This is a genomic window from Rhizobium sp. AN73, from assembly GCF_030757975.1.
Lineage (GTDB): Bacteria > Pseudomonadota > Alphaproteobacteria > Rhizobiales > Rhizobiaceae > Agrobacterium > Agrobacterium arsenijevicii.
This window is the reverse complement of record NZ_JARWME010000002.1, coordinates 973,482-999,725: the sequence shown is the minus strand read 5'-3', so window position 1 is coordinate 999,725 and position 26,244 is coordinate 973,482. Positions and strand designations below refer to the sequence as shown.

At 59.4% G+C, this 26,244-nt stretch carries 21 protein-coding genes and 2 pseudogenes; 10 read left to right on the top strand and 13 right to left on the bottom strand.

What is annotated here, in order from left to right; genetic code table 11:
- Positions 1-11: 11 nt before the first annotated feature.
- The 4 genes from RBH10_RS14860 to hemN all read right to left on the bottom strand — a co-directional run bounded on the left by RBH10_RS14860 (position 12) and on the right by hemN (position 3,733).
- Positions 12-1,208, bottom strand: a complete 1,197-nt coding sequence (locus tag RBH10_RS14860; protein WP_281036690.1) for a beta-ketoacyl-ACP synthase — start codon at positions 1,206-1,208, stop codon at positions 12-14.
- Between the two features lie 208 nt (positions 1,209-1,416).
- Positions 1,417-1,896 carry a 3-hydroxyacyl-ACP dehydratase FabZ family protein gene (locus RBH10_RS14855; protein ID WP_045016398.1) on the bottom strand — a complete coding sequence of 160 codons (480 nt, stop codon included), beginning with the start codon at positions 1,894-1,896 and terminating at the stop codon, positions 1,417-1,419.
- Positions 1,897-1,984: 88 nt separating this feature from the next.
- Positions 1,985-2,269 carry an acyl carrier protein gene (locus tag RBH10_RS14850; RefSeq protein ID WP_019566223.1) on the bottom strand — a complete coding sequence of 95 codons (285 nt, stop codon included), beginning with the start codon at positions 2,267-2,269 and terminating at the stop codon, positions 1,985-1,987.
- A gap of 114 nt (positions 2,270-2,383) precedes the next feature.
- Positions 2,384-3,733 carry an oxygen-independent coproporphyrinogen III oxidase gene (hemN, locus tag RBH10_RS14845; RefSeq protein WP_281036691.1) on the bottom strand — a complete coding sequence of 450 codons (1,350 nt, stop codon included), beginning with the start codon at positions 3,731-3,733 and terminating at the stop codon, positions 2,384-2,386.
- A gap of 212 nt (positions 3,734-3,945) precedes the next feature.
- On the opposite strand from hemN, the gene fnrN reads away from it, so the two are divergent.
- Positions 3,946-4,671 carry a transcriptional regulator FnrN gene (fnrN, locus tag RBH10_RS14840; RefSeq protein ID WP_281036692.1) on the top strand — a complete coding sequence of 242 codons (726 nt, stop codon included), beginning with the start codon at positions 3,946-3,948 and terminating at the stop codon, positions 4,669-4,671.
- 462 nt (positions 4,672-5,133) lie between these two features.
- Here fnrN and RBH10_RS14835 read toward each other — a convergent pair whose 3' ends face one another.
- Positions 5,134-5,556: a hypothetical protein gene (locus RBH10_RS14835; protein ID WP_281036693.1), complete on the bottom strand. Its 423-nt coding sequence runs from the start codon at positions 5,554-5,556 to the stop codon at positions 5,134-5,136.
- Between the two features lie 138 nt (positions 5,557-5,694).
- Between RBH10_RS14835 and RBH10_RS14830 the strand changes: the two are divergent.
- The 6 genes and pseudogenes from RBH10_RS14830 to RBH10_RS14805 all read left to right on the top strand — a co-directional run bounded on the left by RBH10_RS14830 (position 5,695) and on the right by RBH10_RS14805 (position 12,348).
- Positions 5,695-7,555, top strand: a pseudogene (locus RBH10_RS14830) (PHA/PHB synthase family protein).
- A gap of 39 nt (positions 7,556-7,594) precedes the next feature.
- Complete coding sequence (gene sfsA / locus RBH10_RS14825) at positions 7,595-8,314, top strand: DNA/RNA nuclease SfsA (RefSeq protein ID WP_281036695.1); 720 nt, start codon at positions 7,595-7,597, stop codon at positions 8,312-8,314.
- Positions 8,315-8,345: 31 nt separating this feature from the next.
- Positions 8,346-9,179 carry a type I methionyl aminopeptidase gene (map, locus tag RBH10_RS14820; protein WP_045020106.1) on the top strand — a complete coding sequence of 278 codons (834 nt, stop codon included), beginning with the start codon at positions 8,346-8,348 and terminating at the stop codon, positions 9,177-9,179.
- Between the two features lie 13 nt (positions 9,180-9,192).
- Complete coding sequence (radC, locus tag RBH10_RS14815) at positions 9,193-10,038, top strand: DNA repair protein RadC (RefSeq protein ID WP_281036696.1); 846 nt, start codon at positions 9,193-9,195, stop codon at positions 10,036-10,038.
- Between the two features lie 146 nt (positions 10,039-10,184).
- Positions 10,185-10,607: a TadE/TadG family type IV pilus assembly protein gene (locus RBH10_RS14810; RefSeq protein WP_045020110.1), complete on the top strand. Its 423-nt coding sequence runs from the start codon at positions 10,185-10,187 to the stop codon at positions 10,605-10,607.
- A 1-nt stretch (position 10,608) separates the two neighbouring features.
- A complete protein-coding gene (locus tag RBH10_RS14805) occupies positions 10,609-12,348 on the top strand; it encodes a TadG family pilus assembly protein (protein ID WP_281036697.1) in 1,740 nt (579 codons plus the stop codon).
- Between the two features lie 70 nt (positions 12,349-12,418).
- On the opposite strand, the pseudogene RBH10_RS14800 reads toward RBH10_RS14805, so the two are convergent.
- From RBH10_RS14800 to rpiA, 4 genes and pseudogenes are all read right to left on the bottom strand, one after another.
- A pseudogene (locus tag RBH10_RS14800) lies at positions 12,419-13,796 on the bottom strand (class II 3-deoxy-7-phosphoheptulonate synthase).
- Positions 13,797-14,047: 251 nt separating this feature from the next.
- Entirely contained in the window at positions 14,048-15,433 is a 1,386-nt protein-coding gene (gor, locus tag RBH10_RS14795) for a glutathione-disulfide reductase (protein WP_281036699.1), read from the bottom strand.
- Between the two features lie 168 nt (positions 15,434-15,601).
- Complete coding sequence (locus tag RBH10_RS14790; protein ID WP_045020118.1) at positions 15,602-16,168, bottom strand: DUF2059 domain-containing protein; 567 nt, start codon at positions 16,166-16,168, stop codon at positions 15,602-15,604.
- 16 nt (positions 16,169-16,184) lie between these two features.
- Positions 16,185-16,880 (bottom strand): ribose-5-phosphate isomerase RpiA, encoded by a 696-nt coding sequence (gene rpiA, locus RBH10_RS14785; protein WP_045020120.1) that lies wholly within the window; start codon positions 16,878-16,880, stop codon positions 16,185-16,187.
- A gap of 191 nt (positions 16,881-17,071) precedes the next feature.
- On the opposite strand from rpiA, the gene gph reads away from it, so the two are divergent.
- Positions 17,072-17,773 (top strand): phosphoglycolate phosphatase, encoded by a 702-nt coding sequence (gph, locus tag RBH10_RS14780; RefSeq protein WP_281036700.1) that lies wholly within the window; start codon positions 17,072-17,074, stop codon positions 17,771-17,773.
- Positions 17,774-17,839: 66 nt separating this feature from the next.
- Here gph and RBH10_RS14775 read toward each other — a convergent pair whose 3' ends face one another.
- Entirely contained in the window at positions 17,840-19,693 is a 1,854-nt protein-coding gene (locus RBH10_RS14775; protein ID WP_281037376.1) for a murein L,D-transpeptidase, read from the bottom strand.
- Between the two features lie 500 nt (positions 19,694-20,193).
- On the opposite strand from RBH10_RS14775, the gene fumC reads away from it, so the two are divergent.
- A complete protein-coding gene (gene fumC / locus RBH10_RS14770; protein ID WP_045020128.1) occupies positions 20,194-21,585 on the top strand; it encodes a class II fumarate hydratase in 1,392 nt (463 codons plus the stop codon).
- Positions 21,586-21,794: 209 nt separating this feature from the next.
- Positions 21,795-22,727, top strand: coding sequence for an alpha/beta hydrolase (locus tag RBH10_RS14765; RefSeq protein ID WP_281036701.1), 933 nt, complete (start codon positions 21,795-21,797; stop codon positions 22,725-22,727).
- Between the two features lie 220 nt (positions 22,728-22,947).
- On the opposite strand, the gene RBH10_RS14760 is transcribed toward RBH10_RS14765, so the two are convergent.
- The 3 genes from RBH10_RS14760 to tpiA all read right to left on the bottom strand — a co-directional run bounded on the left by RBH10_RS14760 (position 22,948) and on the right by tpiA (position 26,080).
- On the bottom strand, positions 22,948-24,576 hold the full coding sequence (locus RBH10_RS14760) for a CTP synthase (RefSeq protein WP_045020543.1): 1,629 nt from the start codon (positions 24,574-24,576) through the stop codon (positions 22,948-22,950).
- Positions 24,577-24,735: 159 nt separating this feature from the next.
- The gene (secG, locus tag RBH10_RS14755) at positions 24,736-25,194 is read right to left on the bottom strand and encodes a preprotein translocase subunit SecG (protein WP_045020544.1); all 459 of its coding nucleotides are present in this window, start codon (positions 25,192-25,194) and stop codon (positions 24,736-24,738) included.
- A gap of 115 nt (positions 25,195-25,309) precedes the next feature.
- Positions 25,310-26,080 (bottom strand): triose-phosphate isomerase, encoded by a 771-nt coding sequence (tpiA, locus tag RBH10_RS14750; protein WP_281036702.1) that lies wholly within the window; start codon positions 26,078-26,080, stop codon positions 25,310-25,312.
- Positions 26,081-26,244 lie beyond the last annotated feature (164 nt).

Sequence of the window (26,244 nt, the reverse complement as noted above, 5' to 3'; positions counted from 1 at the left end):
GTCTTTTCTCCTCACACGTCACGGGACAGAACGGCGACACCTTCGCCGCGCACATGGCCGACGGTGGTGACAACAGCTTCGCTGGCCGCCTCGCCCATTGGCTTTTCCTGAGCCGCATCGAAAGTAGGCACCTTCGCGCCGCTTTCAAGCGTCAGGGCCGCAAGCGCGAGGCCAAGCGGAAACTGCGCTTCAAGTCCATGGCCGGTGATACCGCCGAAACCACGGATGGCAGCCTGCGGCAGGGTTTTTTCGAGAATATTCTTTTCGCGCCGTGTGACGTCGTCATAACCGCTCGCACCGGAAAACACGACGGTCGCCGCACTGTCCTTTGCGGGGGCAAGCAGGCGCTCCATGCGCTTTTCCATCTTGCCCTCATCGCGGCTGCCGCGATCGCCCTCGATGGCGTCGATGCGGGCATAGATGCGCGCGCCACGTTCGCTGGCATGCTTGCGCGATTCCAGCACCAGGAAGGCGCCCAGAGAACCGGAAATCATGCCGCCGCCGTCCTGGCCGCCACGCGACCACAGCGGCTGCCAGTCGCCCTGCGCATGCGCGCCGATGGCTTCAAACAGCAGGATCATGTCCGGACGCTCGGCCGAGAAGGCGCCGCCCACCAGCGCATGGCTGGATTCGCCGGAACGGATGCGGTGGAAAGCGGTTTCAACGGCGGAAATACCGGCCGCTTCTTCGCCCATGAAGGTGCGGGAGGAACCGGTGACCTTGTGCACGATGGAGATATTACCCGCCATCAGATTGGAAAGCTGGGCGAGAAACAGGGTCGGGCGCAGTTCCGTCGTCAGCTTCTCGTTGAGCAGCACTTCACGGTCGTTGCGCTTCAGCGCCTCGTCAACGATGAGTGTGTCAACATTGATGTCGCGCTCACCGCCGCCGGCAGCGACGATCATGTCCATGGTGGCGCAGGCTTCAGTGTTTTCCTTCAACCCTGCATCGTCGAGCGCAAGACCGGCGGCGAATACGCCGAGACGCTGCCAGTTTTCCATCTGGCGCTGATCGCCGCGCTTGGCGATCTGCGTGGACCAGTCGATCTCCGGCATGGGATGGACCGGATAGGGTTTGAACTTTTCGGTCTCGACCACCGTTTCCGGCGCCGCAGTTCCCGAAAGAAGCGCAAGATGCGCCTGGCTGCCGACGCCGTGACAGGTCACGATGCCGACCCCTGTTATCACCACATCATTGTCAGATTTCATCGTCTGTCATCCTTTGCAGCCGGACCGTTCAAGCGGTCACGGCTATCCAACAGCGGTCGCAAACGACCACTCCATGCGTTGCGGAATAAAGCGCGCGATGCGGATTGGCAATGGTGAAGGCCCGATCCGCCGGCACAAGCCCACGATTTTCGTGCATCAAAACCGGGTCGAGGGGAAAAATGCCCTCTCGCGGCATCAGCGGAAACGCTTATTTCTGCGCATCCGCGGCAATCGCCGCCATCAGGCCGACTTCCTCAGCCCGCTTCTTGACGATAGGCGCCAGCGGAATTTCGCTGAAGGGCATCGTCCTGAGCTTCAGCTGCGCGTCACAGACCTTCTTGCCTTCGCAAGTGATCTTCGCCTTGGTGACGGCAAAACCGGAACCGTCATGCTCCAGCACGGCCTCGATATCGAGAACCGCACCCGGTTCCACGAAGGTGCGCATCTTGGCGCCATCGACCGACATCAGGAACGGCATGGACGAAAAATCGCTGAACGCCAGAACCAGCATGCCGGAAGCCTGCGCCATGGTCTCGATCAGAAGCACGCCCGGAACCAGCGGCATGCCAGGGAAATGTCCCTCGAAAACCGGGCTCTTGTCGGGAACGATGGACTGCGCCTTCAACGTGCGCGTCGTCATGTCCACGGCCTCGACCTTGTCGATCATCTGAAAATATTCAAGCAGCATCCGTCCGGCCCGTCTCTGGTCGGTTACGACCCGCCTTGAAGGTCAGGTCCAGAAAAAGAAATGCCCGCTCGAAGCGGGCATTATCGCCTCAGCCCTTGGCTGCGCGCAATTCGTCGATCTTGGCGCAGAGGTTCTTCAGCACGAAATATTCTTCGGTGGTAACCTTGCCTTCGTTGACTTCCTGCGTCCACTGCTCGAGCGGAATCTTGATACCGAATTCCTTGTCAATGGCGAAAACGATATCCAGAAAGTCGAGGCTGTCGATGCCCAGATCGTCGATCGTGTGGCTTTCCGGCGTAATGGTTTCGCGGTCGATTTCGCTGGTTTCGGCGATAATGTCGGCAACCTTGTCGAATGTAGCTGTCACGCCCATAATCCTTATTGTCGTTCGTATTAAATATCTTGTCTGACGCACCACATAGGCAAGTCGCACAAAAAAGCCAATGGTTTCGTGACGAGAGTTTGAAATTTGCCTTAAAACTGTTGCCTAAACAGCAACCGAATGGCGGCCACGCCCACTGCCGAGATAGGCATCGAAGGTTGCCGCAATATGACGGACAAAGGGTTTGCCCGCCTCCGTCACGGCAAAAACATCGGCATCCAGCCGCACCACACCGTCTCTGTCGCCCCCTGCGAAAAGCTGCGCCTGCACGCTGACCGAATGGCTGGCCCTGCCGAAGCGTTGCTTCAACTCGCGCAGATCGAGCGAAAAATCGCACATCAGCCGCTCGATGACATGCGAGCGCAGATGATCATCCTCGGACAGTTCTATCCCCTTGATGACGGCGAGACCGCCCTCGTCCACCATCCGCTGATACTCCCCCGTCGCCACCATGTTCTGCACGTAACCCTGCGGCAACCGGCCGATGGAGGATGCGCCAAGCCCGATCAGGGCATCGGCCGTATCGGTTGTATAACCCTGAAAATTCCGCCGCAGCTCCCCTGCTTCGGCCGCCTGAGATAAGGTGTCGGTGGACTTGGCGAAATGATCGATCCCGATTGCCCCGTAACCAGCCTTACCAAGCATCTCTCCCGCCATCGTCATCTGGCGGTAGCGCTCGGCAATATCAGGCAAAGCCTGTTCAGGGATCATCGACTGGTGTTTTTTCATCCACGGAACATGCGCATAACCGAAAAGTGCCACCCGGTCCGGATCGAGCGAGATGATCTGGTCGACCGTCTTTTGCAACGTCTCGCAGGTCTGGAACGGCAGGCCGTAGAGAATGTCGCAATTGACCGAGTGAACACCCCTCGCCCGCACGGCGTCCACCACCGATTGCGTCTGCGCGAAGGTCTGTATCCGGTTGATGGTTTTTTGCACTTTGTCATCAAAGTCCTGAACGCCGAGGCTTGCCCGCGTCATGCCGATGGCGGCAAGCGCATCATAACGGCTGTCATCGAGATCGTTCGGGTCCATTTCCACGCTGATTTCAGGTGCCAGCCCGAAGGTGAAATGGCCCTTCAGACAGTCCATCAGGCTGACCATGTCCTCAGGCTTCAGCATGGTGGGAGAACCGCCGCCGAAATGTACGGCACTCACCACGGCATCCGGTGAAACGAGCGCGCCAACGGTCGCAATTTCCCGTTTAAGTGCTTCAAGATAAACGGCAATCGGCTCGTATTTCAGCGTGTGTTTGGTGTGGCAGGCGCAGAACCAGCACAGCCGGTCGCAATAGGGAATATGCAGGTAAAGCGATATCCGGTTCCGGTGGCCGAGATCGCCGAGCCAGCGGCGATAGGTGCCGTTATCGATTCCTTCGTGAAAGTGCGGCGCGGTAGGATAGCTCGTGTAACGCGGCACGGCGCCCGAATATTTGCGAAGAAGTTCGGTATTCATCACCGGATTTGCCTTTTATCAAGAAAATGTCGATTTCCTCTCTTTCAGTAACGGCTGCGACAGTTTGCAACTTTGACTTCAATCAAATCGCACCTTAAGTTCTTGCTAAAGTAGACGCGGGGGCGACGACTACGCGGCGCAAGCCTTCGAAGATACCGGATTTTACACCTCCGGTCGCATTCGTCCCTTAAAGCCAGCATCGGAAAAGGCTTATGGACACGCTGCAGAAGACCATCCACAATTCGGAATATCCCGCCGTATGCCGCTCCTGCGAGGCGCGCCACGGCGGTCTTTGCAGCACGTTGACGCCACAGCAACTCTGCGACCTCAACCGTCATTCCAGCCGTAAAAAACTGGAAGCAGGCAATGAGCTGCTTGCCCAGGGGGAGCTTGTCAGCTCCTACGGCAACATTCTCAACGGCGTGGTGAAACTCTCGAAGATGATGTCGGATGGCCGCCAGCAGATCGTCGGCCTGCAATTCGCACCGGATTTTCTCGGCCGCCCGTTCATGGCGGAAAGCAAGATGACGGCGGAAGCCGCAACCGATGTGGAAATCTGCCTTTTCCCGCGTCGCATTGTCGACCGCATGGTTTCCGAAGTGCCTGACATGGAGCGCAAGCTGCACAGCCAGTCGCTGAAGGAGCTGGATGAAGCGCGCGACTGGATGCTGACGCTCGGCCGCAAATCGGCACAGGAAAAGGTTGCCAGCTTCCTTTATATGATCGCCACCCATATCGACCCGGCAAAAGACGACAAATCGTCCTTCGACCTGCCGCTGTCACGCGCCGATATTGCCGATTTCCTCGGTCTCACCATCGAAACAGTTAGCCGGCAAATGACCAAGCTGCGCAAGGAAGGCACCATCCGCATCGAGAACAACCGCCATATCACGGTGCCGGACCTCGATATGCTCAACGAAGCCGCCGGCAACGACTGACCGACCGCTTTCGCGCTGCCTTCATTGTCCCTGCAGCGCGGATTTACCAGAATAAATATGCGGCGCCCTCGCCTCGGCGGGCACGAGCGCAAAACCGGCAAGAACCAGCAGAGCGGCGATGCATTTCATGATATTTCACCCTGTCTCCCGCTTTTTCAGCGGCCTGTTTGTTATGCCCGCATCATAAGCGGCAAACCGCATCCATCCGCTTAAGATCTTGGGTAAGCGGATGGTTCAGAGGCAGGGTAAAGAAGGGGTTATGAGAGCGGTTGGGAACACAACGAAGCCCAAGGATCTAAACACGTCGATAAAATCAAAACGTTGCAGATCCTCGAGACAGGCCCGAGGATGACGTAGGAGTGTTTGGCGAGGGTCACCATCAACTTCCATATCATAGACGGTGTCCGGAAATTTAAACCGAATAGCCGTGGGACAGGCCAGAGAATGGCGAACGGTAGGAACTTACTGCGGTGCGGGTGTCGCGACCGGCTTCTGGTTTTCGGCAAGCGCCCGCAGTTCCGCGACGCGGCGCTTGTATTCCGCTTCCGAAATCTGGCCGTTGCGGCGTGCAGCGCCGAGGCGCGACAGGTTCGATTCCATTTTGGACGCCTCGTCGTCGCCCATCTGGCTGCCGGCAGCCGTCATCGGCGCTGAAAAGCTTGGATAGGTGCCGGTGTCGCGTCTCTGGCTCACGGCATTGTCGCTGACGGGGCGCGGGCCGACGATTTGGGCTTGCGGATGGGGCATATGGGCGGGAGCGACGATAGGTTCCGGGGTCTTGCAGGCGGCAAGCACGCTGACGAGCATGACGCCGGAGAGCGAAAGGACAGCGATTCTCGCGGCGTTTTCCGCATATGTTCCCCATGTGCCCATGTGCTTGCCCATCGTCATGTTCCGCCTGTAAAGATATCGCCGATATCGAATTCGACTGCGGTTCGGCCCTTTGTGGCCTCCCCTTGCTGGTGGAACTTGTATTCGTTTTCATGCAGAATGTGCAAACACAAATTTGGTGGAGGACGGCGCATGGCAGGTGTTGACGGCGGGGCAGAGAAAAAGGGTGGCAAAACGCCCGGTTTCGACGCTACTTCCGCCGAGGCTTACCTGATCCGCGATCCGGAAACCTTCGCGATCAACATCGCTCGTGCGCTCGAAAACCTCGGCAAGGCCGCATCCGAATGGCTGGCACCCCGCGAACGCGGTGAAATTCCGCAGGCCAGCACCGATCCGATGACCGATCTCGTCAAGACGCTGTCCGATGTCGCCGAATACTGGATGGCGGAACCGAAACGCTCCATCGAAGCACAGACCCACCTGCTTTCCAGCTATTATGATCTCTGGGCAAAATCGGTGGCGCAGTTTTCCGAGGATGCCGATTCGTCCTCAGCAAAGGCTGCTGAGGACCGGCCCTGCCGAGCGCAGGAACAGACGTTTTGCGGATGCGGACTGGCAGGCCAATCCGTTTTTCGATTTTCTCCTCAAAGCCTATCAGACCACCGTCGGTTTTGCCGACCGGATGGTGATGGAAGCCGAAGGGCTGGACGAGCACACCCGCACCAAGGCCCTGTTTTACATGCGGCAGGTGATGGAGGCCCTCTCACCGGCCAATTTCGTTTTCACCAACCCGCAAGTGTTCCGCGAAACGGTCGCCTCCAGCGGCGCCAATCTCGTCAAGGGCATGGCGCAACTCGCCGAAGATGTTGCGGCCGGTCATGGCCACCTGAAACTGCGCCAGACCGATTACAGCAAATTCGTCATCGGCCAGAACATTGCCGTTACGTCAGGCAAGGTGGTTGCCAGAAGCCCGCTCTGCGAGATCATCCACTACGCGCCGACGACGAAAAAGGTCTTCAAACGTCCGCTGCTCATCGTGCCGCCATGGATCAACAAGTTCTACATTCTCGATCTCAACCCGCAAAAATCCTTCGTCGGCTGGTGCCTCGATCAAGGCCATAGCGTGTTCATGGTCTCGTGGATCAACCCCGATGCGCAACTGGCCGACAAGGGCTGGGAGGACTATATCCGCGACGGCATCGACTTCGCCCTCGACACGATCGAGGAACGGACCGGTGAAAAGGAGATCAATGCCATCGGTTATTGCGTCGGTGGCACGCTTTTGTCCTCGGCGCTGGCCCTGCATGCGCAGGAAGGCGACGGGCGCATCCGCAGCGCCACGCTTCTCGCCGCCCAGACGGATTTCATCCATGCCGGCGACCTCAAGGTCTTTATCGACGAGGGCCAGCTTGCAGCGCTCGACAGGCACATGCAGGCGGTCGGTTATCTCGACGGCTCGATCATGGCCACCGTCTTCAACATGCTGCGCGCATCCGATCTCATCTGGCCTTACGTGGTCGACAATTATCTGCGCGGCACAGAACCCCTGCCCTTCGATCTCCTGTACTGGAACTCTGATTCGACCCGGGTGACAGCCGCCTGCCATTCATTTTATCTGCGCAATTGTTACCTCGAGAACAATCTCGCCCGCGGGCTGATGCGCGTGGCGGACAAGCGGATCAATCTCGGCGACATCAAAATCCCGGTCTACGATCTCGCCACCCGCGACGACCATATCGCGCCGGCCAAATCGGTCTTCACCGGTGCTGCACTGTTCGGCGGGCCGGTGGAATTCGTGCTCGGCGCCTCCGGCCACATAGCGGGCGTCATCAACCCTCCGGAACTTGAAAAATACCAATATTGGACAGGCACATCACCATCCGGAGACTTCGATGCCTGGCAGGCCTCCGCCAACGCCCATAAGGGCTCCTGGTGGGTACACTGGCAAAACTGGATCGAAGCCCAGGATGGTGAAAAGGTGAAGGCGCGAAAACCGGAAGACGGCAAGCGCCCGGTGCTCGGCGACGCGCCGGGAACCTATGTCCTCTCCTGACGAAATCTGCCCGCCCTCACCTCTCACCTTTCAGGCCACATGCTCTTCACGCCCCCGCTCGTTCCCGCCACGCTGATCGCCCGCTACAAGCGTTTCCTCTTCGATGCCGTTCTGGAGGACGGCACGGCGATCATCGGCTCATGCCCCAATACCGGCTCCATGCGCGGGCTGACTGCGCCGGGATCACGCATCTGGATTTCCGAACATGACAGCCCGACCCGCAAGTATCGGCACATGCTGGAAATGGTCGAGGCCGATGGCACCGTCGTCGGCATCAATACCGGCATGCCGAACCGGCTGGCGGAAGAAGCCATCCTCAATGGCCGCATCCCGCAGCTTGGCGGTTATTCGACGATCAGGCGCGAACAGAAATACGGTCGCAATTCCCGCATCGATTTCCTGCTTTCTGAAATCGGGCGACCGGACGCCTATGTGGAAGTGAAGAACGTGCATTTCATGCGCGAAAAGGGACTGGCTGAATTCCCTGATACCGCCACCAAGCGTGGGACCAAACATCTGGAGGAGCTGGGCGACGCAGCAGAGGCCGGTCACCGCGCGGTGATGCTTTACCTCATCCAGCGCGACGATTGCGACCGGCTGCGCATCTGCGACGATCTGGACCCGGTCTATGCGCTGGCGTTTCAGCGGGCCATGGCGCGCGGCGTGGAGGCCTATGCGGTGAAATGCAGCGTTTCCCCGGCACAAATTTCGGTCAGCGGAACGGTTGCGATGGACGAATGGCGTCCGGCTGCATTATGAACGGAGATGTAAAAAGACAGAAAGCACTATCATGGTCACCTATATCGAAGCAGCCTCCGCCCCGTTGAAGAATACTGGCGTCATCCGCCTCTATACCGCGGAAGATTTTGACGGAATGCGCAAGGCGTGCCAGCTGACGGCGCGTTGCCTCGATGAATTGGCGGCAATCGTCAAGCCGGGCGTGACGACTGACGCCATCGACCGTTTCGTGTTCGAGTTCGGCGCCGATCATGGCGCGCTGCCAGCAACGCTGAATTACCGTGGTTATACCAAATCCGTCTGCACCTCGATCAACCATGTGGTCTGCCACGGCATTCCGGATGCGAAGCCGCTGCGCGAAGGCGAAATCGTCAATATCGACGTCACCTATATTCTGGACGGCTGGCACGGCGATTCGAGCCGTATGTATCCGGTCGGCACGATCAAGCGCGCCGCCGAACGCCTGATGGAAGTGACCTATGAATGCCTGATGCTCGGCATCGCGGCGGTGAAGCCGGGTGCGCGCACCGGCGCGATCGGTGCGGCAATACAGGCCTATGCGGAGGCGGAGCGCTGCTCGGTGGTGCGCGATTTCTGCGGCCACGGCGTCGGACGCCTGTTTCATGACACGCCCAATATCCTGCATTACGGCCGCCCGGATGAAGGCCCGGAAATCCGCGAAGGCATGATCTTCACCATCGAGCCGATGATCAATCTTGGCAAACCGCATGTGAAGGTGCTCTCCGATGGCTGGACGGCGGTAACGCGCGACCGCTCTCTGTCCGCGCAATACGAACATGCTGTCGGCGTAACAGCCACCGGTTGCGAAATCTTCACGCTGTCGCCGGGCGGCTTTGACCGTCCGGGTCTGCCGCCACTCGCATAAGGCCAGACCGCCTATGGCAAAACGCCCCACCCCGCCTCCCGCCGATCTTTCCTCAATCTCCGGCTTTCAGGCGGGAAAGGGCGAGCTTTTCGACGGACCGGATGAGCGTGGATTTTTTGCCGAACCGAGAAGTGCTGTAAAAAAGACCACGGAACGCCCCGCAATCATTGCGGAGCCGGAAGCGGAGATCGCCCACTATCACGGTCACCGGGACAGGTTGCGGACACGTTATCGCGATGGCGGCGATGCCGCCCTTGCCGATTACGAATTGCTGGAATTGCTGCTTTTCCGGTTGATCCCGAGGCGCGATACCAAACCCATCGCCAAGGCGCTGATCGCCCGCTTCGGAACGCTTGGCGGCGTGCTCGGCGCGCCGTTGCCGCTGTTGCAGGAGGTGAAGGGCGTGGGCGAGGCCGTGGCGCTCGATCTGAAGCTTGTCGCCTCCGTTTCCCAGCGCATGCTGAAAAGCGAAATCCGCAACAAGCAGCTTCTCGGCTCCTGGTCCTCGGTCATCGAATATTGCCACGCCGCCATGGCCCATGAAACGCGCGAACAATTCCGCATCCTGTTCCTCGACAAGCGCAACGTCCTGATCGCCGACGAGGTACAGGGTCAGGGAACCGTGGACCACACCCCGGTCTATCCGCGTGAAGTGGTGCGCCGCGCCCTCGAACTTTCCGCTACAGCCTTGATTTTAATCCATAATCATCCGAGTGGAGACCCGACCCCTTCGCGTGCGGATATCGAGATGACCAAAACCATCATCGATACGGCAAAGCCGCTCGGGATCGCGGTTCACGACCACATCATCATCGGCAAGGACGGCCACGCAAGCTTCAAAGGGCTTCGGCTGATCTGAAATCCAGCGGTGCCGAGGTGAAGGATTTTCCCCGCCTGCAACCCATAAGAGCGGCATCAATACAAAATTAACACCTATAAATTAGCATTTCCGAAAATAAGAATAAAGGCATCGGACCTTGATGCCTAAAGGAACGGGGGTGCTTTATGTTTAATGGAGTGCGTTTCTTTCGTGATCGATCCGGCTCGTCTGCTGTCGAGTTCGCCATCGTCGCACCGATATTCTTTCTCGTCCTGCTGACCATGATTGCCTACGGCATCTATCTGATGGCTGCCTATTCGGTGCAGCAGATCGCCGCCGACGCGGCAAGAACGGCGGTTGCCGGGCTGAATACGACCGAGCGCCAGCAGCTTGCCAGGGATTTCATCACCAAAAGCAACCTCAATTACGCTTTCATGGACAAGACGCGTTTCACGGTCGATGTCGCCACCGATCCCGCCAATGCCAACCAGTTCACGGTCAAGGTCGAATATGACGCCCGCGATCTGCCGATCTGGAGCCTCTACAGCTACACCCTGCCCGAGCCGGTCATCCGGCGTTTTTCAACCATCCGGATCGGAGGAGCATGACATGCAAACTATCTCTTCTTTGCTTCCCCGTTTCCTCAAAGATCGCAGGGGCAACATCGCCATCTCGGCGGGGCTCACCGCACCGCTTTTCATCGGCATTCTGGCGCTCGGCGTCGATTATGGCTACCTGACCCTGCAGAAGCGGCAGTTGCAGCAGACCGCCGATCTTGCGGCCATCTCGGCGGCGGCCAGTGCCGCCGACCCCGAAAAGGCGGTCCAGCAATATTTTGCCCTCAACGGCATGAATCTCGGGGTCAAGACACCGAACGGTCTCCTGACCGTGAACGGCCTTGTACCTTTCGACCCCTTGAACGAATTTGCCAAAAGTAACGGTTACGCTGAGGTCGTCAAAGGTCACTACGAGCCAGACGCGACCCTTCCGGTCGGCCAGCGGTTCGTCGAAAACGCGCTTCCAACCAATGCGATGAAAGTGAACATCGTCGAGAAGGGCCAGATATTCTTCGCTTCCGCCTTCACCACGCCACCCAAAATTTCGGCGATCGGCACTGCCTCATCTCAAAAGATCGCGGCATTTTCGGTGGGATCGCGACTGGCAAGCCTCGATGAAGGAATTTTGAACAGCCTGCTTGGCGGCCTGCTCGGCACCACGGTTTCGCTCAAACTCATGGATTACCAGGCGCTTCTCGCAGCCGATGTCAACGCGCTGCATGTCGTCGAAGCGCTTGCCATCGATCTCAACCTGACAGCCGGCACCTACAAGGATGTTCTGAAGACGGAAATCACCTACGGCAAATTCCTCGACGCGCTGACGAAGACCACAGGTCTGCAGCCGGCGGTCGCCAACATTCTGAAAACGCTGGCAAAAACCGCCAACAAGAGCAACATCACGCTCAAGCTTGAGGAAATACTCAATCTCGGCCCGTTCTCGGACAAGCTGATCGGTAGCGGCGAAAACCTCAAGGTCACCGCGGGCGTTTTCGATCTTCTCAACGCCGCCGCCGTGGCGGGCAATAGCGGCAACCAGCTGGCACTCAATCTCAACGCCAATCTTCTCGGTCTCGCCTCGGTCAAGACGACGCTCGCCGTCGGAGAGCCGCCTGTCGAGACGCCGTCGCTCGCCGTCGGTGGTCAGGGCACCGTGGTGCGCACCGCACAAACCCGGCTGGCGGTCAGTGTCGTGGTCGACGGGCTGCAGGCGATTGCCGGCCTCAAGGTCAATATTCCGCTCTATGTGGAAGTTGCCCATGCCGAAGCACGGCTTGCCGACATTCGCTGCACGGGTGGCGGACAGGGAACCGTCGACGTCGAGGTCGTTCCCGGCGTCGTCGAAATCGCACTCGGCAATGTCGACACCTCGGCCTTCGCCAATTTCGGCAAGGACCCGCGTGTCACCAAGACTGCAATCGTGGACTCGGCCCTGCTCGCCATCAATGGCAGCGCCATGATCAATGCCACCAACATGGCGAAAACCAAACTGACCTTCACGCAGTCGGATATCACCCAGGCGAAGATCAAGAGCGTCTCCACCAAGGATACCGTTACCACTCTTGTCAGTTCACTGCTGAAGAACCTCAATCTGGATATCAGGCTTCTCTTCCTCAATCTCGATCTGGGAGGTCTGGCGGGCATCCAGTCAGCGCTTGCCAACACGCTTTCGTTGGTCACCGCACCGGTCGATCAGCTGCTCTACAACGTGCTGCTGGTACTCGGCGTCAAGATCGGCGAAGCCGATGTGCGGGTCACGGATGTTCGCTGCCAGCAGCCGGCGCTGGTGCAATAATCAGTCCGACAGCCACAAAAAAGCCGCCAGGAGATATCCCGGCGGCTTTTTTGTTTGATCGGTCTTTATATCAGGCGGTGGCAATCGCCAGACGCTTCTCGTCCCGGCCGCTCTTCATGCGCTCGGACAGAAGGAAGGCCAGTTCCAGTGCCTGATCGGCGTTGAGACGCGGATCGCAATGGGTGTGGTAACGATCCGACAGCAGATCCGCCGTCACGGCGCGCGCGCCGCCGGTGCATTCCGTCACGTCCTTGCCGGTCATCTCGATGTGGATGCCGCCCGGATGCGTGCCTTCGGCGCGGTGGATCTGGAAGAAGCTTTCGACTTCCGACAGGATGCGCTCGAACGGACGCGTCTTGTAGTGGTTGAGCGTGATGGTGTTGCCATGCATCGGATCGCAGGACCAGACAACCTTGCGGCCCTCCTTCTCCACAGCACGGATGAGCTTCGGCAGGCTGTCCGCCACCTTGTCGTGGCCGAAACGGCAAATCAGCGTCAGGCGGCCCGCCTCGTTTGCCGGGTTCAGCGCGTCGATCAGCTCGATCAGATTGTCAGGCGTCAGCGACGGTCCGCACTTCAGGCCGATCGGGTTCTTGATGCCGCGGAAATATTCCACATGCGCGTGGTCGAGTTGACGCGTGCGGTCGCCGATCCAGATCATGTGGCCGGACGTGGCATACCAGTCGCCGGAGGTCGAGATCGACGCGGGTCAGCGCCTCTTCGTAACCGAGCAGCAGGGCCTCGTGGCTGGTGAAGAAATCGGTTTCGCGCAGGCTCGGATTGTTCTCCGCGCTGATGCCGATCGCCTGCATGAAGTTCATTGTCTCGGAGATACGATCCGCAAGCTTGCGGTAACGGTCCGCCTGCGGGCTGTCCTTGATGAAACCGAGCATCCACTGGTGAACGTTTTCAAGGTTGGCGTAACCGCCCATCGCGAAAGCGCGCAGCAGGTTGAGCGTCGCCGCCGACTGACGATAGGCGTCGAGCTGGCGCTCCGGGTTCGGAATGCGCGAGGCCTCGTTGAATTCGATGCCGTTGATGATGTCACCACGGTAGGACGGCAGCGTCACGCCATCAAGCACTTCCACGTTGGAAGAACGCGGCTTGGCGAACTGGCCGGCAATACGGCCGACCTTCACGACAGGCAACTGCGCGCCATAGGTCAGCACGACAGCCATCTGCAGGAAAGCGCGGAAGAAGTCGCGGATATTGTCCGCGCCATGCTCGAGGAAGCTTTCGGCGCAATCGCCGCCCTGCAGCAGGAAGGCGTTGCCTTCGGCCACATTGGCGAGCTGCTTTTTCAGACGGCGGGCTTCACCGGCAAAAACGAGCGGCGGATAGGTCGCAAGCGTGGCTTCCGTTGCCGCAAGCGCTGTCGCGTCAGGATATTCGGGAACCTGCTGGATTGGCTTCTGCCGCCAGCTACCGGGGGTCCAATTCTGTGCCATGTTCTTACCCTTTTCTCGCCCGCGCACTTTTGCGCGACCGCCTCGAAAAATTGAGCGGCTTATAGCTCCAAGCACAGGCTTTGCATAGCCGATGTCAGGGCCATCCGGCCCATTCCGGCCGTTTTGGGCGCTCAACGCGCATAAAAGTCAATTCAAACGATTTAACAAACCAACCACCACCCGAAAAACATCGGTTTTCAGGTGGTGGCAGGCAAATTCGGAGACGCGATTATATCACGGCTGCGACGGCGCTACACGCGCTCACCGTTCACCACGCGGTAGCTCGGCGAATACATCGTCACCAGTTCCTCGGCAGCCGTCGGATGAACCGCCATGGTGCGATCGAAATCATCCTTGGTGCAGCCGGCTTTCAGCGTGATGCCGAGAAGCTGCGCCATCTCGCCCGCCTCGTGGCCGAGAATATGCGCACCGACGACCTTGCGGTCGGCAGCGTTGACGATCAGCTTCATGATCGTCTTTTCCTGACGGCCGGAAAGCGTCGCCTTCATCGGGCGGAATTGCGCGCGATAGACTTCCAGCTCCGGGTACTTCCGGCCCGCTTCCTCTTCGGACAGTCCTACCGTGCCGATTTCCGGCTGCGAGAACACCGCTGTTGCAATCAGCTCGTGATCCGGCTTGGTTGGGTTGTTCTTGTATTCGGTCTCGATGAAGCACATGGCCTCGTGGATCGCCACCGGCGTCAGCTGTACCCGGTCGGTGACGTCGCCCAGCGCGAAGATATGCGGCACGTTCGTGCGTGAATAATCGTCGACGATGATTGCGCCACGCGCATCCACTTTCACACCGGCATTTTCAAGACCGAGGCCCTTGGTGTTCGGGTCGCGGCCAAGCGCCAGCATCACCGTGTCGACGGCAAGCGTGCCATTGTTCTTGGTGCGGGCCTGCAGTGCGCCCTCACCCTTCGTCACTTCCTCGATGATATCGCCCAGCAGGATCTTGATGCCCTTGGCTTCCATCGCTTCATGAAGGCCCTTGCGCATGTCGTGGTCGAAGCGCGAAAGGATTTCCTTGCCGCGATATATCAGTGTCGTTTCGACGCCGAGACCATGGAAGATATTGGCGAATTCCACGGCGATATAACCGCCGCCGGCAATCAGGATCGATTTCGGCAGCTCTTCCAGATGGAAAGCCTCGTTGGACGAAATCGTCAGCTCATGGCCAGGCAACGCCTTGTGTTCGTTCGGCGTGCCGCCGACGGCGATGACGATGCGCTCGGCGGTGAAGGTCTCGCCGGTCTTCGTCAGCTTCACGGTATGCGCGTCGACGAGTTCCGCACGGCTGTCGAAAATATCGGCCTTAGCGTTATCAAGACCCTTGCGGTAAAGCCCTTCGAGACGGGTAATTTCCTTGTCCTTCGCCGCGATCAGTTTTTTCCAGTCAAAGCTGCGCTCGCCGACGCTCCAGCCGTAACCTTCGGCATCCTCGAAATGTTCAGGGAATTGCGAGGCATAAACGAACAGCTTCTTCGGCACGCAGCCGCGTATGACGCAGGTTCCGCCGTAACGGTATTCCTCGGTGATCGCCACGCGCTTGCCGAGCGAAGCCGCCACGCGGGCGCTTCGCACACCGCCGGAACCGCCACCGATGACGAAAAGATCGTAGTCATAAGCTGTCATAGTCAAAACCCCTGATCAAACCACACGCCATCGGCCTCAAGACGGGCTGCGGCGCATTCAAGGCACATATAGGTGCTGCGACGCACAAATGAAAAGCCCGACCTTGCGGCCGGGCTTTGAATATTTCTGAACCTGAGCGTTTTGGGCCCAATGCTCTATGTCCCGCACTCAGGGCTTGTGAGCAGGAGCGCCGCCCGTATTGCTCTGATCGGCCGGAAGTGGCTTCAGATCGGCGCCAGCTACCTTCTGCAACTCAGCCATGCTGGAGGTGTTGAGGTCACGGTTGATGCCGGCGGCCCATATGTCGGCGGCCTTCATCAGTTCGCGCGTGGCGATCGGGCCGTCCTTCAGAAGCTTCTTGCCAGCTTCGCTGCTGTAGAAGGTGGAAATGGCCTTCAGCTCTTCAACAGAGAAGGCACGCGCATAAGTGAGTGCTGCTTCGCGTTCCAGATCGGCGCGGCGCGGTGCAAGCTCAAGCGCCTTGGCGTCGACAGTCGCGGTGATCGCGTCCTGCACATTCGGCGAAGCCTGAATGAGTTCGGCCTTCAGACGCTCTGCCAGACCCGGCAGAATATCGTCGAAACGGTCTGTAACGCCAAGAGAGGCGATCGCCTGCCGTGCGGCGGCGATGTGCGCTTCCGAAATTTCCTGAGCGCGTACGGCAGTACCGAACACGATGCCGGAAATGAGGATCGAAGCAGCGGCAGCTTTGCCCAGTCCCGCTAGTTTGATCATGAAAATCTCGCTCCTGTTATACTGCCTGCATCACGCGGGCGCCTTCAGGACCCGCGATGATGGCAAGCGATGCCAAATTTATGAAAAGTCCGTGCTCGACAACACCGGGAATCGTGTTCAGCTCGCGTGCAAGCGCTTCTGCATCAGGAATACGGCCAAAAGATGCGTCGAGAATGAGGTGTCCGCCGTCCGTCATGAAGGCGCCGTCGCCCGACGAACGCATCGTCAGATCGCCCGACAGGCCGGACCGTGCCGCCAGTTTTTCGATGGCGATCCGCGTCGCCACCTGACCGAACGGATTGATTTCGATGGGAAGCGGAAAGGCGCCAAGCGTCTCCACAACCTTGCTCTGATCGGCGATGACGATCATGCGGGCGGATGCCGCCGCCACGATCTTTTCGCGCAACAGCGCGCCGCCGCCACCCTTGACGAGCCGCAGCCCGTAATCCACCTCGTCCGCGCCATCGACGGTCAGGTCCAGTTCCGGCAATTCGTCGAGGGATTTAAGCGGCACGCCAAGCTCCACGCACAGACGTGCGGTACGCTCGGATGTCGGTACGCCCTCGACCCTCAACCCTTCGGCAACCTTTTCCGCCAGAAGCCTGACGAATTCCTCTGCCGTCGAACCCGTGCCGATACCAAGCCGCATCCCGTCCTGTACATGGGACAATGCGGCCTCGGCGGCCTTGATCTTCATCTGGCGGGCATCCATGTGCCTGAAACTCCGGTAGCTTTGTCGTCGCCGTGCTGTTTACACGGGTCGAAAGCCAAACGAAAGCCTTTTTCAAGGCAACGAACAGAACGTTGTGGTGCGGTTGCAAAGCGAAAGCCGTTTGCCTAGGCTTGGCCGCAACGAACGTACCGATACCAACGCCAAAAGCATTCTCCGAGAGGCCAGTTCCCGTGACATCCCGCCCGCTCTCCCCGCTCGCCATCTTCGACCTCGACGGCACCCTGGTCGACACCGCCGCCGACCTCGTTTCGAGCCTGAACCACACCATCGCCGCCGCCGGCCTTGCTCCCGTCACCTATGACGACCTGACGCATCTCGTCGGCCAGGGCGCGCGCGTCATGATCAAGCGGGCCTTCGCGCTTAGGCAGACGGAATTGCCGGAAGCCGAACTCGAACCGCTCTACGAGCGCTTCATCACCCACTACCGCGCGGAAATGCCGGGCGAAAGCCGCCCCTACCCCGGCATCGTCGACACGCTGGATGCGCTCTCGGCAGCCGGCGTCACGCTTGCGGTCTGCACCAACAAGACCGAAATCCTCGCTTTGCCGCTGCTCGAAAAACTCGATCTCACCCGATATTTCGCCGCCATCACCTGCGGCGATACCTTCTCCTTCCGCAAGCCCGATCCGCGCCACATTCTCGGCACCATCGAAAAGGCCGGCGGCGACCCGCAACGCTCGGTCATGGTCGGAGACAGCATCAACGACATCCTCGCCGCCAGGAACGCCGCGGTGCCGTCGATCGGCGTTACCTTCGGTTATTCGGATGTGCCAATGACCGAACTCGAACCGGACGTCGTAATCAGCGATTTTGCTGTACTGACGCCGGAACTGTTCGAGCAGCTGGTCGCAAAGGGCGCCGCTGCGGCCTGAGACGGCAGACCGGACCACAAATGAAAAAGCGCCGTTTCCGGCGCTTTTTTATTGATGAGATTTTGATCAGATCGACGCGGCCCGCGCCTTCGTCGTTACCGCAAACGCCTTCTGGACGTAGCTGTCGCGGTCGTAGACGTCGTCGAAGAACTGCACCTTGCCGTTCTTGTCCGGCCAGGCGGTGAAATAGGCAATGTAGACCGGTATCTTCACCGGCACCTGCACCGCGCGGTTCTTGCCCGCTGCAATCTGCTCATTGACCTTGTCGACGCTGGTGCCGAGAACGGCGGCGGCCATGCGGCGCGGATCGACCAGACGGATACAGCCATGGCTCAGCGCCCGCATGTCGCGGTTGAAGAAGCTCTTGGCCGGCGTGTCGTGCATGTAAATGGCATGCGCATTCGGGAACAGGATTTTCAGGTCGCCCAGCGCATTGTCGCTGCTCGGCGGCTGGCGCACGGAAACGGCGTTGGTCGAGCCGAACCAGTTGACGCTGGTGGAAGAGACCGCGCGGCCACCCACCTGAACCTCGTAACCCAGCCGGTCGAGATAGGACGGATCGCGGCGCAGCTTCGGCAGCATCTCGTTGACGATGATCGACTGCGGCACACCCCAATAGGGGTTGAATTCGACGGTCTGGATTTCGTCCTGGAAGAAGTAGGTCTGGTTGGCCTTGGAGCCGACCACCACCTTCATGCCGAACTGTTCCTGTCCGTCATTGTGGTAATAGGCCATGAAGGCGGGCTGGTTAATCAAGACGTAGCGCTGGCCAAGGTCGGCCGGCAGCCAGCGAATCTGCTCCATCGCCACCTGCACCTTGGCAATACGGGCATCGTTGCTTTCGCCAACCATGGCGCGCACGGTGGCGCGGCCGATGACACCATCAGGCTTCAGGCCGTTTTCACCCTGGAACGCCTTCACCAGATCAACGAGATCAGGTGTATAGTCCGGCGTCTGCTGGTAACCGGAAATGATCGCCGCATGTTCCGCCTTGAAGGCAGGCGAAGCGCGATGTTCGATAGCCTTGACGACATTGGCCATCTCCGCGCTGCTATTGCCGGGTTTCAGCACCAGATCGGCGGGAACCTTGACGGTGTGGGCGGGATCGCTCTCACCGCACAACTGCGCCAGCTCGGCCTTCAGCGCCAGATATTCGGCGTTCGAAGGTTCGCGGCTGCGCAGGTAAGCGGCAACATCGGGGCTGAGGCTCGCAAGCTTCAGCACGGATGCAAGGTTGACCGTCTTGCGCTTGAAATCGTGGTAACCGGACAACCGGTTCGGATCGACGCGGCCGCGGATCGTGTCCTGCACATAAGCCAGAACCTTGGCGGAAAGTGCCAGCTCGAACTGCATCTGCGCACGCTGATAGGCGTCGGAGGTCGATGCGGAGGCCACTTCCACCGGCGTACCAGACGCATTCGCGCCGGCGCTGATGCTGGCGGTCACATCCTTTGCGGGCACTGAAATGCTGTAATCGGCCGGATCGAGACCGCTTTCGCCAACCGTCTCGAGAAATGCGATGACGGCATTCGCGCGCGCAGTCAGTTCGCCTTCCGAAACCCACAGCGTCTTGCCGCCGGCGCCGTAGTAAGCCTCGAGCGCCTTGCCGATTTCGGGCGTGGCGCTGAACTTGATATTGGCGAGACCCTCGCCGAAATTGGCGGTGTTCACGGCGCGTGCGGTATCGGCCTTGTAGTCGTAATAACGCGGGCCGGAAACACGCGGCAGAGGCTCGGGATCGGATGCATCGGCGCTTGCGCTCGGTGCCGCCCTCGACGGCGAGGTGACGATACCGGCCGGCGGCAATTCACCGCGATCGCGCGCAACCTTGCCAGGCCCGCCACGCAAAAGGTCCATCAGCGTTACCGCTCCGGCGCTGCCGGGAAGAGCGGCGGAAACGGAAAGACCGAGAGCCAGCACCAGCGCTGCCGATGTTTTTCCAGATGTGACTTGCAATTTGATCCTCGTAGCACCCAGCGCCGCCAACGAAGACGGAGCATCCAGTTTCATGCTTGTCTAGCCGATAGACGGCCCGTTGAAAAGAAAACGCCCGAAGTCCAGAACAGGACCGAAATGAACCTCATGATACGGCCAAAGCCATAAAAACGTAATTTCCAGAATTGGCGAGAATGGTTAAATTTCTATTTATTTCATTCACTTTGCCGTGCTTGGCCGCCCCGCCCCACCCTCACAAAACCCCGGTTCTCCGGCCTTTTGTCGACGTAGTAAAAATGACACGCCAAGGTCTTTTTCTCCACCGGGCAAGTTGAACGCCCAAATCGCCTTGTGGGGCGGGAAATATCTGCCCAGCAGGCCTCGCAGCGCTTTCATTGCCGGCGCGATGATTCTATATATCGGCGCGCGCAAGGCGGGCGAAGGTGCCGTTTTGGCGGAGGAAAACGAGTAAAAAGGCAAGACTGATGACAGCCACACGGACGGAAACCGATACATTTGGACCCATTGAAGTTCAGGCCGATCGCTATTGGGGCGCACAGGCGCAGCGCTCGCTCGGCAACTTCAAGATCGGCTGGGAAAAGCAGCCCGCTTCTGTCGTTCGCGCGCTCGGCATCGTCAAGCAGGCAGCGGCCCGCGCCAACATGGCCCTTGCCGGCCTCGACCCCAAGGTCGGCGACGCCATCATCGCGGCCGCACAGGAAGTCATCGACGGCAAGCTGACTGAACATTTCCCGCTCGTCGTCTGGCAGACCGGTTCCGGCACCCAGTCGAACATGAATGCCAATGAGGTGATTTCGAACCGGGCAATCGAAATGCTCGGCGGCGAAATGGGCACCAAGAAGCCGGTTCACCCCAACGACCACGTCAATATGAGCCAGTCCTCGAACGACACCTATCCGACAGCGATGCACATCGCCTGCGTGGAAGAGATCGTTCACCACCTGCTGCCGGGCCTCAAGCACCTGCACAAGGCGCTGGAAGCCAAGGTCAAGCAGTTCGAGCACATCATCAAGATCGGCCGCACCCACACGCAGGATGCGACGCCGCTGACGCTCGGCCAGGAATTTTCCGGTTATGCCGCGCAGGTCGCCTCGGCTATCGCCAATATCGAACTCACCCTGCCGGCACTTTCCAAGCTCGCCCAGGGCGGCACGGCAGTTGGTACGGGCCTCAATGCCCCCATCGGCTTTGCTGAAAAGGTCGCCGACGAGATTTCCAAGATCACCGGCCTGCCCTTCGTGACCGCGCCGAACAAGTTCGAGGCGCTCGCCTCGCACGATTCCATGGTCTTCTCGCATGGTGCGATCAACGCCGCAGCCGCAGCGCTGTTCAAGATCGCCAACGACATCCGCTTCCTCGGTTCCGGCCCGCGCGCCGGTCTCGGCGAATTGTCGCTGCCGGAAAACGAACCCGGCTCGTCGATCATGCCGGGCAAGGTCAACCCGACCCAGTCCGAAGCGCTGACGCAGGTTTGCGCCCATATCTTCGGCAACAATGCAGCGCTCTCCTTTGCCGGTTCGCAGGGCCACTTCGAGCTGAACGTCTATAACCCGATGATGGCCTACAACTTCCTGCAGTCGGTTCAGCTTCTGGGCGACGCGGCAGTCTCCTTCACCGACAATTGCGTCGTCGGTATCGAGGCCCGCGAAGACAACATCCGGAAGGGCGTCGAAAACTCGCTGATGCTGGTGACCGCGCTGAACAGCAAGCTCGGCTACGACATCTGCGCCAAGATCGCCAAGACCGCACACAAGAACGGCACGACCCTGCGCGACGAGGCCGTCGGCGGCGGATACCTCACCAACGAGGAATTCGACCAGTATGTGCGCCCGGAAAACATGATCGGGCCGAAATAAGCCTGTCAGAGTTTATCGCTGGAATAGAGAACGGGCCTTCGGGCCCGTTTTTTGTTTGTTCGATTGACGGATGAGCAATGAGACCGTGGTGTGGGGCCAAAACATAGGGATGTCCCAGTACTGACCGCTCTTGGTGTTTTTAAATCGTCCTCGTAAACTGTTCGTCCGCAGAGAATGCCGAAACCAGGTGCGCGATTGAGGATGACATCATGATTTGCCGTCGCAGCCTGCTTCTAGGTGGCGCGTTCCTCGCCACGGCCATGAAAGTCCCAAATCTGTTTGCGCAAGGCGATCGGCCCCGGATTTCGCTTTGGCCCGGCCCGCCTCCGGGAGGCGGTGGTCCGAACGGCGTCCCGGATATCAGCAAAAAAGGCGCTGTCACCAACATTGCCGTACCGAGCCTGGAGGTGTTCGCTCCCGCAAAGCCAAATGGTTCCGCAATGATCATTGCAGGTGGCGGTGGATATAAACGCATCGAGGAAGGCAAGGAGTCCTATCCCGCCGCACGCTGGCTCGCGGCTAGAGGCATTTATGCTTTTGTCCTCACCTACCGTCTTCCGATTGAAGGATGGGCTGCTGGACCGCTGGCGCCGCTTCAGGATGCGCAGCGCGCATTTCGTCTGGTGCGTGCACGCGCTTCGGACTGGCAGATCGATCCGCACAGGATCGGCGCACTTGGCTTTTCTGCAGGCGGGCACTTGATGGGGCTGGCCGCCGCCCGCTCGGCTTTTGCGCCTTACGAAGCAGTCGATGACATCGACAGGCAATCAGCCCGGCCGGATGTTGCGGCCCTGATCTATCCGGTCATCACGCTTGCAGCACCCTATGACCATACATCGACCCGGAGGTCGCTTATCGGCAGGCACCCGACAGACGAGGCAACACGAGAGTGGTCAGTGGAAAGCCATGTGAGCAAAGATTGCCCTCCGGTCTTCCTCACGCAGGCGGATGACGACCGGATTTCCGATCCCGCCAATAGCCGTATCATGCGAGAGGCCTGTGAAAAGGCTGGTGTGGATGTCGAGTTTCATCCAATCGCATCCGGCGGCCACGGCTTTGACATGGGCAAGGCCGGCACCCCGACAGAGGAATGGCCAAACTGGTACGAGGTGTGGTTGCGGAGACAGAACTTTCTGGCATGAGGTATCCCGGCGATCCACCGCACCGTGCATCTTCGGACTAGTTGTACCCTCTCCTCCGTCATCCTCGGGCTTGACCCGAGGATCCATAACCGCCGAGCAATGGATCCTCGGGTCAAGCCCGAGGATGACGGAACAAGACGCATCGTCGAAACTTTGGCGGCGAGTGCGTGCACCAAAAAAAAGGGCCGCTGTCGCGACCCTTTTCATATTCTTCAAACCGTCAAACCAGCCGGCTCTGCTCCACCGCTGCTTCAACGAAGCTCGCAAATAGCGGATGCGGATCGAGCGGGCGGCTCTTGAGTTCCGGGTGATACTGCACACCGATGAACCATGGGTGGTCAGGATATTCCACCGTTTCCGGCAGGACACCATCAGGAGACATGCCCGAGAAGACGAGGCCGCAATTCTCCAGCCGGTCCTTGTAGTCCACATTCACCTCGTAGCGGTGACGGTGGCGCTCGGAAATATCCGTGGTGCCGTAGATTTCGGCGATCTTGGTGTCTTTCTTCAGCGCCGCCTTGTAAGCGCCGAGACGCATGGTGCCGCCGAGGTCGCCCTTCGACGAACGCTTCTCCAGCTCGTTGCCCTTCACCCATTCGGTCATCAGACCAACGACGGGTTCCGCCGTCGGGCCGAATTCGGTGGACGAGGCATTTTCGATGCCGGCCAGATGACGGGCTGCTTCCACGACCGCCATCTGCATGCCGAAGCAGATGCCGAAATAGGGCACGTTACGCTCACGCGCAAACTGCGCCGCCCTGATCTTGCCTTCGGAACCGCGCTCGCCGAAACCGCCCGGCACGAGAATACCGTTGACCTTTTCGAGATAGGGGGTCGGATCTTCCTTTTCGAAGACTTCCGACTCGATCCACTCCAGCTTGACCTTGACGCGGTTGGCAAAGCCACCGTGATGCAGCGCCTCGATCAGCGATTTATACGCATCCTTGAGGCCGGTATATTTGCCGACGATCGCAATCGTTACCTCGCCTTCCGGCGTGCGGATGCGGTTGCAGACCTCTTCCCAGTCTTCCAGACGCGGCTTGGGGGCAGGCTCAATGCCGAATGCCGCCAGTACCTCGTCATCAAGACCTTCGCGGTGATAGGCAATCGGCACGTCGTAGATATTGGCCGCATCCAGCGCCTGGATGACGGCGGAAGGACGCACGTTGCAGAACAGCGAAAGCTTGCGGCGTTCCGCTTCCGGGATTTCCCGGTCGGCGCGCACAAGCAGAATGTCGGGATGAATACCGAGAGCCTGCAGTTCCTTCACGGAATGCTGGGTCGGCTTGGTCTTCAACTCACCGGCTGCCGGAATGTAAGGCATCAGCGTCAGGTGAAGATAGATTGCGGTGCCGCGCGGCAGGTCGTTGCCGAGCTGGCGGATCGCCTCCATGAACGGCATCGCCTCGATATCACCCACCGTGCCACCGATTTCGCAGATGACGAAGTCGTAATCGTCATTGCCTTCGATCACGAAATCCTTGATCTCGTTGGTGACATGCGGAATGACCTGAACGGTCGCGCCGAGATAGTCGCCGCGGCGTTCCTTGTCGATGATGTTCTTGTAGATGCGGCCAGTGGTGATGTTGTCTGTCTTGGTCGCGGAACGCCCCGTGAAGCGTTCATAGTGGCCAAGGTCGAGGTCCGTCTCGGCACCGTCGTCCGTCACGAACACTTCACCGTGCTGGGTCGGGCTCATGGTGCCGGGATCAACGTTCAGATAGGGGTCGAGTTTGCGAAGCCGCACCCGATAACCACGGGATTGCAGCAATGCTCCGAGTGCCGCGGCCGCGATGCCCTTACCTAGAGAGGAGACCACGCCGCCTGTGATGAATACATATCGCGCCATGGGATTCACCGGATACCTTTTTACCTCTGATTCCGCCAGCCCAAATTTCATGCTGTTGCAAATTCGCTGTTGACGAATTCACAATTCAGCTGGCCGGAATACGAACAAAAGAAAACCGGCAGGCTTTTGGCCTGCCGGAGCGTTAAATCATAACCGGGCTTATTGACCGGTCGGAACTGCGTTCGGATCGGCGGGCTTTGCCGCTGCCGGAGCGGGAGCCGTTGCGCCAGCAGTGGCCGGAGCCGTCTGCGCAGGTGCTGCAGCGCCGCTGTTGGTCGGAACGCCATTTTCAGCCGGAGCCGGTGTTGCCGGCGTCTGTGCCGGGCCGAGCGTGTCGAGAATGCCGTTGCCCTGGCCTTGCGTGGCCGGAATACGGTTCAGAATATCGGTCGGGCGCGCTTCGTACCGGGTCAGAAGACCAAGTCCGAGCGACGTCACGAAGAACAGCGCGGCGAGGATACCCGTCGTGCGGGTCAACGCATTGGCCGTTCCGCGAGCGGACATGAAGCCCGAACCGCCGCCGATGCCGAGGCCGCCGCCTTCGGAACGCTGGATCAGAACCACGCCGACAAGCGCCAGCACGATCATGAGGTGAATAACAATCAAAACGGTCTGCATGACAATCCATTCCATGCCCCGCGCGGAGCACTACAAAGAAGGTTTCGCGGCTCTTTACATGAGGCGAAGGCTTATTCCAAGCCCCTTTCCCGCCACTGTGACAGGAAAGCTTGTCTCAAGCCGTCAGTTGCTCGTATGCCGCATAGATGGAAAGGAAGTCGGAGGCTTTCAAGCTCGCGCCGCCGATCAGTGCGCCGTCGACATTCTCGACGCCCATCAGTTCGAGTGCATTGGCAGGCTTCACCGAGCCGCCGTAGAGAATACGCATGGTCTTGCCTTCACCGCCGAAGCGCTTGACCAGCTCGTCGCGCATGAAGGCATGGGCCTCGCGCACATCCTGCGTCGTCGGCGTCAGACCGGTGCCGATCGCCCAGACAGGCTCATAGGCGATGACTGTGTTTTCAGCGGTCGCCTCATCCGGCAGCGAGCCGGCAAGCTGGCGCTTGAGAATGTCGAGCGTCTGGCCCGCCTTGCGCTCATCCGCCGTTTCGCCGATGCAGACGATGGCGATGAGATCGGCCTCATGCGCGGCAACGGCCTTGGCGCGAACCAGATGATCCGTTTCGGCATGGTCTGTGCGGCGCTCCGAATGGCCGACGATGACATGGGTGCCGAAGCAATCGGCGATCATCTCGGCGGAAATGTCGCCCGTATGCGCGCCGGAAACATTCTGGTGGCAATCCTGCCCACCGATCATCAGCGGGCTGTCGTCGCACAGCGCGGTTGCCACATAGAGAAGCGTCGAAGGCGGGCAGATCAGCGCATCCACCTTCTCGGAAAGCGCGCCCTTGACGCCCTCAGCCATGGCCTTGATCTGATCGAGCGACGAACGGGTGCCGTTCATCTTCCAGTTTCCGGCAACAAGCGGTCGAACATTCGGCGTCATGCGTATCCCATTCCCTTTGTCTCGGAGAGCCGCTTGCACGGGCACCCCTTCCCTCAACCGCTCCGCGGCCCCTAATCGCGACAGAAACCCTGCCGGAAATCCCGGACTATGTCTTTAAACGCAGCCGGTAACAAATGGTACAAAAAATCGGCCCAGAGGTTCAA

Excerpts from the sequence above, each read along its gene's own strand:
- RBH10_RS14760 (WP_045020543.1), bottom strand. The coding sequence starts at position 24,576 with ATGGCGCGATATGTATTCATCACAGGCGGCGTGGTCTCCTCTCTAGGT.
- RBH10_RS14765 (WP_281036701.1), top strand. The coding sequence starts at position 21,795 with ATGATTTGCCGTCGCAGCCTGCTTCTAGGTGGCGCGTTCCTCGCCACG.
- fnrN (WP_281036692.1), top strand. The coding sequence starts at position 3,946 with ATGGACACGCTGCAGAAGACCATCCACAATTCGGAATATCCCGCCGTA.
- RBH10_RS14805 (WP_281036697.1), top strand. The coding sequence starts at position 10,609 with ATGCAAACTATCTCTTCTTTGCTTCCCCGTTTCCTCAAAGATCGCAGG.
- sfsA (WP_281036695.1), top strand. The coding sequence starts at position 7,595 with ATGCTCTTCACGCCCCCGCTCGTTCCCGCCACGCTGATCGCCCGCTAC.
- gor (WP_281036699.1), bottom strand. The coding sequence starts at position 15,433 with ATGACAGCTTATGACTACGATCTTTTCGTCATCGGTGGCGGTTCCGGC.
- RBH10_RS14835 (WP_281036693.1), bottom strand. The coding sequence starts at position 5,556 with ATGGGCAAGCACATGGGCACATGGGGAACATATGCGGAAAACGCCGCG.
- RBH10_RS14810 (WP_045020110.1), top strand. The coding sequence starts at position 10,185 with ATGTTTAATGGAGTGCGTTTCTTTCGTGATCGATCCGGCTCGTCTGCT.
- RBH10_RS14855 (WP_045016398.1), bottom strand. The coding sequence starts at position 1,896 with ATGCTGCTTGAATATTTTCAGATGATCGACAAGGTCGAGGCCGTGGAC.
- RBH10_RS14860 (WP_281036690.1), bottom strand. The coding sequence starts at position 1,208 with ATGAAATCTGACAATGATGTGGTGATAACAGGGGTCGGCATCGTGACC.
- hemN (WP_281036691.1), bottom strand. The coding sequence starts at position 3,733 with ATGAATACCGAACTTCTTCGCAAATATTCGGGCGCCGTGCCGCGTTAC.
- tpiA (WP_281036702.1), bottom strand. The coding sequence starts at position 26,080 with ATGACGCCGAATGTTCGACCGCTTGTTGCCGGAAACTGGAAGATGAAC.
- radC (WP_281036696.1), top strand. The coding sequence starts at position 9,193 with ATGGCAAAACGCCCCACCCCGCCTCCCGCCGATCTTTCCTCAATCTCC.
- RBH10_RS14790 (WP_045020118.1), bottom strand. The coding sequence starts at position 16,168 with ATGATCAAACTAGCGGGACTGGGCAAAGCTGCCGCTGCTTCGATCCTC.
- fumC (WP_045020128.1), top strand. The coding sequence starts at position 20,194 with ATGACAGCCACACGGACGGAAACCGATACATTTGGACCCATTGAAGTT.
- rpiA (WP_045020120.1), bottom strand. The coding sequence starts at position 16,880 with ATGGATGCCCGCCAGATGAAGATCAAGGCCGCCGAGGCCGCATTGTCC.
- map (WP_045020106.1), top strand. The coding sequence starts at position 8,346 with ATGGTCACCTATATCGAAGCAGCCTCCGCCCCGTTGAAGAATACTGGC.
- secG (WP_045020544.1), bottom strand. The coding sequence starts at position 25,194 with ATGCAGACCGTTTTGATTGTTATTCACCTCATGATCGTGCTGGCGCTT.
- RBH10_RS14850 (WP_019566223.1), bottom strand. The coding sequence starts at position 2,269 with ATGGGCGTGACAGCTACATTCGACAAGGTTGCCGACATTATCGCCGAA.